Raw genomic sequence first — 9,613 nt, forward strand, 5'->3', positions numbered from 1 at the left:
TAGAAGAACCTGAGCTTACTATTTCATGGAATGAAGTTTCAATCACAGTTAAAGATCATCGAGCAGTTCCTATGGCAGCAGAGCTTTTGAACCGGTTGGTATCATCATGTTAAAGCGTATGACCGAAGACCATAGATTGGGTTGCAATTTATATTCAGAGGCAAGTTCGTTGATTTCTTTTTCCCCCCGGATTGCTTCTAACACAATTTTTGTTTTTTGTTCCGCTGTAAATGTTCTTCTTTTCGTAGACATGATAATGACCTCTTTCCTCATAAATGGTTGATTTGAGTATACCAGATTCATTATCTTTTGAACATTTACATGTCGAGTTTTCTTAGACCATTATATTATGAGCTCTGCTCATATTTCTGAACAGTTCGAAAGGAAAGGACCTTGACGTATTCAGCGCCATACTATTTTCTATAAGAGCTATTTTCCGACAGCCCCTATTTTTAAGTTTTTGTCAAAATCACTACCTATAAGGAAAATCAAAAAAGTAGCAACCACTGTTTTAACACCTGGTTGCTACTTTTTATACTTCATAAAACTATAGTTAATCGGTAAATAATTGTGTCCACAAATAGCCCTGCTCGCTTCGAGCTACAACACCTATGCCTATTTTGTTAAGATTAGGATTAAGGATGTTTCTTCTATGCCCTGGTGATGCCATCCATGCATCTACTACTTTTTTTGCTGTTGTATGACCTGAGGCGATGTTCTCAGCTAGATATCTGTAAGGAACGCCATGCATAGCTACTATGTCCACCATGCCACCATGAACTGGTGATACATGTTCAAAGTATTCGTTAATCAGCATATCATTGGATTTGTAATAGGCTGCTTTCTCTAATTTGGCATCCATAATCAACCTGTGCAAACCAACTTTATCTCTTTCTATATTGATCAATCTTAGTACTTCATAAGATAGTTCTTGATTTTTTATAACGGACTGAACACTACCTTCTGTGTCAATCACGACTTTATTCTTTGCACCGTCCCAATAGACACTGAAATCAAGAGCCAAACCCAGATCCCTAAGTTTATAATAAGTACGACCGTCAATAACATAACCTGTCATAGACAATGGAACACCGTTTTTCAATACATTGGCTTTACTAATGCGTACATCCTTAATCGCACTTACATCTTCTGATGATTTACTGATATGATCACCTAAATATGCCTTGCCTGTTTCTATTATTATGGTAGCCGTTTCTGGATGCCATGTCACATCAAAGGCTTTTTGACTGTCTTTGACATAGTATGCTATGTCTCTAAGCATAAAATAGTTATTACCTTGGATGTTATAGACTCTGGGTGTAATTGTTTTATTATCAACAACTATATTTGCTGTAGTTGCTACTGTATATATTGATCGGCTTGCATGAACAGGTATCATCATCGTTAAGATTATACTCAGAACCGTCAAAGCGGTTAGGATTCTTTTTCTCATTTGCTTAGCTCCTTAGTCATAACTTGAATAGTTGTAGCACACCCTACATTATGACTAGCTAATCCCCTCTTGTCAATCCTATCCGCCTAGTACCAATGACTCATTATTAGCTTATTCGACTATATTTTGTAGTAAAAATTGACCCGTAACCATAATAATACTATTATTTTATGCAAGCTTTAACTTTTATCCTGTTTCATTATATATTTACTATTATGTAAACCAAGGTGGCTATAATGATTCATATAGATAATTGGTTAATGCGTCGAAACTATATAGTTGAACTTTCACATGCCATAAAAAGTATTAATTTCAGTATAGAAAAAGGTGAATCTTTGGTTTCATAGGCTCCAGCAGTACCGGAAAAACAACCACCAAGAGATTAATCATTGGCCTTCTTAACGGTTATGCTGGATAAATTCATATTCTAGGAAAGAACGTTACCTTTAGCAAAAAATATTTTCGAGAAAATCGGTATTGCTTTTGATTTTCCTGATCTCTATTTAAAACTGACGGCACTCGAAAACCTTAAACTCGTTGGCTCCTACTATAAAAACTGTCCTAAGTATTTTGATGTCCTACTGGATATGGTCGGTTTACTAAGTGATAAGCATCAAAGGGTTAAAAACTTCTCCAAAGGCATGAAAAAGCGCCTTAATTTTATACGATCTATCATGTATGATCCAGGTATCATGTTTTTTGATGAACCCACCTCCAGTCTAGATCCAATTAATGACCGTATCATTAAAGAACAGATTCTCTATATGAAGTCCAAGGGTAAAACCATTTTTCAACTACCCATAATATGACGGTTGCAGAGCAACGTTGTGATCATGTGGCTTTTAGTTGTGGTTTTTTGGATTCTTCTGTTTTAGGTTTATTCTTTATTGGTGGTATATTGCTTCTTGAAAAAAACAAAGCATATTATAAATATGTTATTAATCTTATGTAAATATTTATAAAATTATTTTCTTTAATAACACCCACTTAAGTTAGCATTATACAACCAGCTTATATACGGAGCCCTCAATCGCTTTGACCTGTCTTTTTAATTGGCTCATAAATTCTCCAAGATTTTCAGGTGTCGAAAAAGGTGTTAATGCACCATGATAAGCTGCTATAGATATAGAATTCAATGCATATACATTTTGGTTGTTATAACGATCTTTTGAGATATAGCAACCTTTTAAATAGTCTTCCTTAGAGAAAAAAGATGCTAATAAGCTATCAAATGTCTCACATATTTCCTTCCCGATTGCCTCAACTTCCAAAGCTTCCACTTTTACCAAAGCAACAAAATCATCTCCTCCAATATGGCCGATGAAATGTTTGTCACCATACTTATTTATAATATCCACTATGATATTGGCTGTTGTTTTTAGAATATGGTCTCCTTTTTCAAAGCCATATACGTCGTTATATGCCTTAAAGTGGTCTAAATCAATATACAAAATGCCAACCTTTTCTCCGTTACTGATATACTGTTCCATCATCTGTCTTATAATTATATTGCCTGGCAAAAACGTCAGTGGGTTCTGTTGCTTAGCATATAGCTTCTCATATTCTGTAGAGTTACGTATCAAATCATATATGGTGGTTATACCAAAATATCTGGAGCATTGAGTTACAATGATGTCATCATAGAGGTTTGCTTTTTCCCTTTGCATGGCAAGTGTCAAAACTTTCGTAACCGGCGTATAATAATCCACCATCAAAGGCCTTGTATCCATTAATAGTTCAACCGGTCTATGAGAATATAAATCAAAGCCATAACGGTCTGCTAGTTTACTGTTTAAATAATTTTTCATGATAATACCTTCTGGATAACGCTCCTTAGATATTAAACAAATACTATCCATAACTTCTCGTTCCATAATGTCCTTTACCACGTAGCATGAAAAATTTTTATAATATGACTTATTTTGTTTTGCAATTTTCCCAACACAATAATAGGCCGCATCAAAAGAAAAAGCATCAACAACGTCTTTATTGATTTGCAGAATCAAATCCCGTACTTCTGGAATATGGAACACTATGCTTCTAGATGGTTTATAAAACAAAAAGCCTTGAGCAGCATATACATCTAATTTTATAAGGGTTTCTAGTTCATCGACGGTCTCGACCCCTTCTGCTATTAATTTTATATGTGTTTCTTTTGCCATAGAAACCAGCGCTTTTATCATGGATTGTTTAAAGCTGTCCGAATCAATGTTACGGATTAAGTCCATATCCAGCTTCACATATTCCGGTTTAACTTCTGAGATTGTTTTAAGACCTGAGTAGCCGCTTCCCATATCATCAATAGCAATTTTATAATTCTGGCTTTTATAATGTGAGGTTAATGCTGAAAAAGTGGCATAATCTTCAATAGCTGTACGTTCTGTTATCTCAAATACAATATTTTTCGAATCAATTCGGTACTCTTCTAGATATTTCTTTGTAAATCCTTTTGTGTAACCAGGCTCTTTAAAAACATTTGGATCTACGTTTAAAAACAATAATTTATTTAAAGGCAAATTCACGACATTTTCTATAGCTTTTTTGCGAAATAGCATCTCCAATTCCCACACACATCCCTCTTTTTCTGCTGCTTCAATAAGAACAAGTGGTGAATGATATGGTGTGTTAAGTGGTCCTCTACTCAAAGCTTCATAACCGATAATCTCACCATTGTGGAGAGAAATAATCGGTTGATAGTGGGCTGTAACTTGCTCTTTTTTTATAATTTCGCCTATTTCTGATGTATGAATACCCATGTTAGCTCCTTTATGTGTGACTTACTTCATCATCCATAGTTCTAAAGTACCACAGTATTGTAAAATATATATAAGGACATTGTTAATTTTCAGTATTTAGGTTTTTTAAATTACATAAAAAGACCTTACCCTTCATGGATAAAGCCTTGTTATACTTACAATTAATTATCGCTATCAGATGACTATCTTTTGAAGCTGACCGTCGAAGCTAAACTTTCACTTGGATCGATCTGGAAAAATGGCAATTTTCTAGCACCAAAAACGGCTGCAAAAATATTATTTGGAACCGTAATAATAAATTGGTTGTACTTTAAAACTGAGTCATTATAGAATTGTCTATACATGGCAATTTTTTGTTCTATCTCACTAAGCTGGTTTTGAAGACTTAAGAAGCCTTGATTCGCCTTTAAATCCGGGTATTGTTCCGATAGAGCAAAAAGTCTGCCAAGCATCCCCGTCATCGCATCAGATACTTGAACCACCTCATCTTGAGTTTTTGCATTCATATACATATTTCTTGCTTGAGTGACTTGATTGAGGGTTTCCTGTTCATGAGATGCATAAGCACGCACTGTCTCTACAAGATTAGGTATCAAATCTGCTCTCATCTTTAACTGAACATTAATCTGTCCCCAACTGTTATCTACCTTTGCCTTATTACCAATCATTTTATTATAAAACAATACAATCCATAAACCTAACAATATTGGTAATACAAAAAAAACAATCCCTAAGTACAGCATAAAAAGTACCTCCTTTAATTTCTTCTTAATTATATTATAGCCTAATTAATAGAAATGAAAAGAGCAAAGATGGCTTTGTCACATCACACCTTCAAATCATCCCGATTGTCAGTCCCTTTATGATACTAAGATATGCGCTGTTTTCATTGGTGAAAGACCACTTAATATACCTTCTGTTACTTTTGCTCTTGCTTGATCATAACGCTTGAACTTACTGATGGCTTCATCTGCTTTTGTGTAGACTTTCCAATATCCAACGACAATACCTTTGCCATCTGTCTCTTTTATGTATTCAACCACATCTTCTAAGTGATAACCAAGAAAAAGCCCTACTTCATGGGGACATTGTTCTAAAAACCTCGAAGATAAATGTTGTAAGGCCTCGCTTAGACTCGTTTTTGATTTGTAGCCGTATCGTTTCAAAAATTCTATATTATCACGATCTTCTATCATCGCCTCTAACAAGGTATTATGAAAGAAAAGAATAACTACATGACTTTCGTCACGTTTCATTTCATAATACGATGTTCTAGTGGTTTTACCAATCTGTTCTTTATATTTATCCCACAATCCTAATGCATTCAAACGTTTGCTGGTGTTTTTTAGGGTGATTAAAGATGCCGGTTTCTCTTTTGAGAATGTAGCCGCACCATGAAACAAGAGCTTATATAGAATATAATCATAATCATCAAGTTGTTCAAGACGTTTCATTGGTTCCATCAAATAGGTTTTTTTCATAGAATTATGCCTCGTTTCATTATTATTGTCCAAGTTGTCTCCCATATTCTCTACATTGTTCCAAACCACCTTCATCAGGTGCCTCATTTATAATTAATCCTTCTTCGACTAACAAACCACCATATTCTACCATTCGTTTTTCCCACTCTCTCATCCATTGCCCATCGCCCCATCCATATGAACCAAAAAGAAAGACTTTTTTGCTTTTTACAGCTTCTTCAATAGATTCTACAAATGGCTCCATATCATCCGAATCAAGTACCTCATTACCCATAGATGAGCAACCAAGAGCAACCACTTCTGCATCTATAACATCTTGTATCGTCGCATTCTTAACACTGATTAACTTTACTTGGTCTGATACTTCTTTTGCACCATCAAACAATGACTCTGCCATCATCTGAGTATTGCCGGTTCCACTCCAATATATTATGGTTAACTTACTCATCTTTTTCCCTCTCTTCTTATTAATCCATCGTTTTATTGAATATGATATTCAATATCATTACTTATTATTATAAACAGATTCCTCTCACTTGTCAAGAGTCATACTCTAAGAGAAATCCGTCAACTTCGAACATATGAAAACATATCAAAAAACCCACCTCATAAAAAGGCAGGCTACTTTGATACTTATAATTAAGAACTCAGCTTTCCAACTTGCAAATTAAATCACTTACTTGTCACGAGCTTAGAAATCTTCTAAAAAAGTTAAGCTAACACCATTGTGGCTAAAGGATCAAAACTATTCTATTCAGCTTTTACAATAATCGGTGCGCCCATGGGTAATATCGTTTTTCCAAACTGCCCGTTAATAATTAATGCAGCTGATCCATAAAAGCTAAGTAAAGAAATGACAAACTCAGCGTAGGCCGCCAACTGATGCATAGGTCCTTCTAAAATGCCAAGTGTAGAGAAAGAAAGCCCAATGAATAAAAAGTTAATGAAGAAGAAAATTAAAAACAAAACTTTATTGGTGGTTAATGAGCCTACTGTCATATATAAAGTGAAAATCAAGTAGCCAATAAATGCAACTCCAAGTTGTTTGGTGTCAGCTGTATTTGCAAGTGTTTCACCAAATACACCTGCTTTTGTCATCCACGTCATGGCAACACTAAACCAAAAAAAAGCATAACCACCAAAAGCCGTTGCGCCAAACATATTGTTCTTTTTTGCATCTTGAATGGATGCGTATAATTGTGCACTCGCGCCAAGAAAAATGGCCCATGGTATTACCAAAGACACACCATCTGTTAAACCTAGTTTTTGTGATGCCGCTACCAGTGTAACCATAGCCAAGCCAAATAAACCTAGTGGTGTTGGGTCTGCTACTGTAATCATTCTTTTTTCTTCCATGTTCGTCCTCTCATATCTATCCTGTCGGTTTTGTACACTTAATAGGCTGTATAGCCCAAAGAAGCGCCATTTTGTAGTATACGCCTTGATAGATATGATTTCAAGAACTTTTTGGACTCTCATTGTACTTTATAAAGACTTAAGTCTACATATATACTAACTGGTTCCCGTTACAGATTCTAAGTCGAATTTTATCTTACCCTTGAGAAGGCATTGATAAGTGTCATAAAAAGCTTCATACTTAATGCGTGCAGGGTCGAACTTTAGGACCTTAAACGTGGTTTGAATACAATAACCAATCCCTGTTGCAGATAAGATTGTTTCGATACCAAACGCAATAAACGTATTATAAAAGCTTTCATACTGATACCTCAGTTTTCAAATAAATACAATAATGGTTGGTTAAGGTGTCAAAACTATATAGTTGAACTTTTGCATACAATATATACGGGTCTTTGACACTTGCACCATAACCTAAAAACACTAGAAGTCTTAATCCATAAGGGATAAGGGCTTATTTTTTTGTCAAATTTAGCAATAAATGCTTTCGTACTATTTCGTACTATGATATAATAGTAGTATACTATTAACGAGGTGACTTATGAGACTAAAAACTTCCACATCAAAAAACTCCCTATCTTTTTATGTAATAAAAGATGTTTATAAAAATGGTAAACGTACTACTCAAATAGTTGAAACACTCGGTACTGAAGATGCAGTTAAAGAAAAATCAGGTGGCAAAGATCCTTTTGAATGGGCAAAGACATATGTCGCTGAACTCAACCGTAAGGAGAAGGAGAACAAGCTTGAAGTTATAATCAAGTGTAAGCAATCCAAACTTATAACCAAAGACAAACAACAATCTTTCAATGGTGGTTACCTGTTTCTTCAACAGATTTATCACCAACTTGGCTTACACAAAATTTGTAACGAAATTTCTTTGAAATATAAGTTCACTTATGATCTCAACTCGATTCTGTCACGCTTGATTTACGGAAGGATTCTTTTCCCTTCTTCCAAGCTTAGCACATTCGAATCCTCTAAACTGCTGCTTGAACAACCAAACTTCGAGCTGCAACACATTTACAGATCATTAGAAGTTATTGCTGAGGAATCTGATTTCATACAGTCTCAACTCTATAAAAATAGCCTTGCTGTTTCCAAGCGCAATGACCGTGTTCTTTACTATGACTGTACTAACTATTTCTTTGAGATTGAGCAGGAAGACGGTCTTAAACAATACGGTCCTTCGAAAGAACACCGTCCTACCCCAATAGTTGAGATGGGTCTTTTCATGGATGGAGATGGCATTCCACTGGCTTTTAGTATTCACAGTGGGAACACCAACGAGCAAGTGACACTAAAACCTTTAGAAAAACAGATTATCAACGACTTTAAACTATCCAAGTTTGTTGTCTGCACAGATGCAGGCCTATCTTCAAATGATAATCGAAAATTCAATAATATAAATAATCGCTCATTCATTACAACTCAATCTATCAAAAAGCTTAAGAACTTTCTAAAGGAATGGGCTTTAGAACCAACAGGATGGATGCATAAGGCATCAAACGAAATCTTTGATTTGCGACAGTTCGACGAGAACGATAAACTCTTGGACAAATATAGGGATGTAATTTTTTACAAAGAGCGTTGGATTAATGAAAATGATCTTGAGCAAAAGCTGATCATTACCTTTTCTCTCAAATATCGCAACTACCAACGTCAGATTAGAAGTAAGCAACTTGAACGGGCCGCAAGACTTATTGATACCAACCCAAAAAGTATAGGCAAGAAAAGACAAAACGATTATAAACGTTTCATCGCTTCTACAAATGTTACTAGTGATGGAGAAGTTGCTGAAGACACACTTTACTCTCTTAATGAGGATATCATTGCTGAAGAAAGCAAGTATGACGGCTTCTATGCAGTATGTACCAACCTAGATGAAGATGTTTCTGAGATAGCTAAAATCAACCATAGGCGGTGGGAGATTGAAGAATGTTTTAGAATTATGAAAAGTGAATTTAAAGCACGACCTGTATATCTTCAAAAAGATGAAAGAATAAAAGCACATTTCACGTCCTGTTTCCTAGCTCTTGTTTTATACAGATATCTAGAAAAACAGTTAGATAGCCAATTCACAACCACAGAAATAGTAAGTCAGTTAAAAGATATGAATTTTTATTCCGTTACCGGGCAGGGTTATATCCCAACATATAAAAGAACCGATTTTACAGATACTTTACATGATACATTTGGATTCAGGACAGACTATCAAATCGTTAGTGATAAAGAAATGAAAAAAATTTACAAAGAAACAAAAAAATAAGAAATAGTACGCAAAAAAATTCAAACTAAAAAAGCTCACACTCCTCTATTCATAAGGGTTTGTGAGCTTTTACTTTCTGACAAGTGTCAAAGACAGGACTATAGATGATTATACCACAATAATCTTATTCGTCAACCTCATTTACAAAAAAAATGGGTTTTGTCTACTTTATTTGGAACCGATAAAATAACCCGTCAAATATGGGCTCATATTCCATATAATACTTCATATGATCCAT

Annotated in this window: 10 protein-coding genes; 3 read left to right on the forward strand and 7 right to left on the reverse strand. The window is 35.0% G+C overall.

The window, feature by feature from the left end:
* Positions 1-69: 69 nt before the first annotated feature.
* Both AC6F8J_RS15100 and AC6F8J_RS15105 read right to left on the reverse strand, forming a co-directional pair.
* The gene (locus AC6F8J_RS15100) at positions 70-252 is read right to left on the reverse strand and encodes a transposase (RefSeq protein ID WP_500724449.1); all 183 of its coding nucleotides are present in this window, start codon (positions 250-252) and stop codon (positions 70-72) included.
* A gap of 301 nt (positions 253-553) precedes the next feature.
* On the reverse strand, positions 554-1,453 hold the full coding sequence (locus tag AC6F8J_RS15105; protein ID WP_500724450.1) for a CAP domain-containing protein: 900 nt from the start codon (positions 1,451-1,453) through the stop codon (positions 554-556).
* 476 nt (positions 1,454-1,929) lie between these two features.
* Between AC6F8J_RS15105 and AC6F8J_RS15110 the strand changes: the two genes are divergently transcribed.
* Positions 1,930-2,262 carry an ATP-binding cassette domain-containing protein gene (locus AC6F8J_RS15110; RefSeq protein WP_500724457.1) on the forward strand — a complete coding sequence of 111 codons (333 nt, stop codon included), beginning with the start codon at positions 1,930-1,932 and terminating at the stop codon, positions 2,260-2,262.
* Positions 2,259-2,405 (forward strand): hypothetical protein, encoded by a 147-nt coding sequence (locus tag AC6F8J_RS15115; protein ID WP_500724451.1) that lies wholly within the window; start codon positions 2,259-2,261, stop codon positions 2,403-2,405. Before AC6F8J_RS15110 ends, AC6F8J_RS15115 begins: the two co-directional genes overlap by 4 nt.
* A 46-nt stretch (positions 2,406-2,451) precedes the next feature.
* Here AC6F8J_RS15115 and AC6F8J_RS15120 read toward each other — a convergent pair whose 3' ends face one another.
* The 5 genes from AC6F8J_RS15120 to AC6F8J_RS15140 all read right to left on the reverse strand — a co-directional run bounded on the left by AC6F8J_RS15120 (position 2,452) and on the right by AC6F8J_RS15140 (position 7,046).
* Positions 2,452-4,209, reverse strand: a complete 1,758-nt coding sequence (locus tag AC6F8J_RS15120; RefSeq protein WP_500724452.1) for an EAL domain-containing protein — start codon at positions 4,207-4,209, stop codon at positions 2,452-2,454.
* Between the two features lie 182 nt (positions 4,210-4,391).
* A complete protein-coding gene (locus AC6F8J_RS15125) occupies positions 4,392-4,952 on the reverse strand; it encodes a LemA family protein (protein WP_500724453.1) in 561 nt (186 codons plus the stop codon).
* A gap of 117 nt (positions 4,953-5,069) precedes the next feature.
* Positions 5,070-5,765 carry a DUF3793 family protein gene (locus AC6F8J_RS15130; protein ID WP_500724454.1) on the reverse strand — a complete coding sequence of 232 codons (696 nt, stop codon included), beginning with the start codon at positions 5,763-5,765 and terminating at the stop codon, positions 5,070-5,072.
* A complete protein-coding gene (locus AC6F8J_RS15135; RefSeq protein ID WP_500724455.1) occupies positions 5,713-6,138 on the reverse strand; it encodes a flavodoxin in 426 nt (141 codons plus the stop codon). Before AC6F8J_RS15135 ends, AC6F8J_RS15130 begins: the two co-directional genes overlap by 53 nt.
* Before the next feature lie 302 nt (positions 6,139-6,440).
* A complete protein-coding gene (locus AC6F8J_RS15140; protein ID WP_500724456.1) occupies positions 6,441-7,046 on the reverse strand; it encodes an acetate uptake transporter in 606 nt (201 codons plus the stop codon).
* 601 nt (positions 7,047-7,647) lie between these two features.
* Here AC6F8J_RS15140 and AC6F8J_RS15145 point away from each other — a divergent pair.
* The gene (locus AC6F8J_RS15145; RefSeq protein ID WP_275842138.1) at positions 7,648-9,375 is read left to right on the forward strand and encodes an IS1634 family transposase; all 1,728 of its coding nucleotides are present in this window, start codon (positions 7,648-7,650) and stop codon (positions 9,373-9,375) included.
* The last annotated feature ends 238 nt before the right edge of the window (positions 9,376-9,613 follow it).

It is taken from the genome of Petrocella sp. (assembly GCF_059865615.1).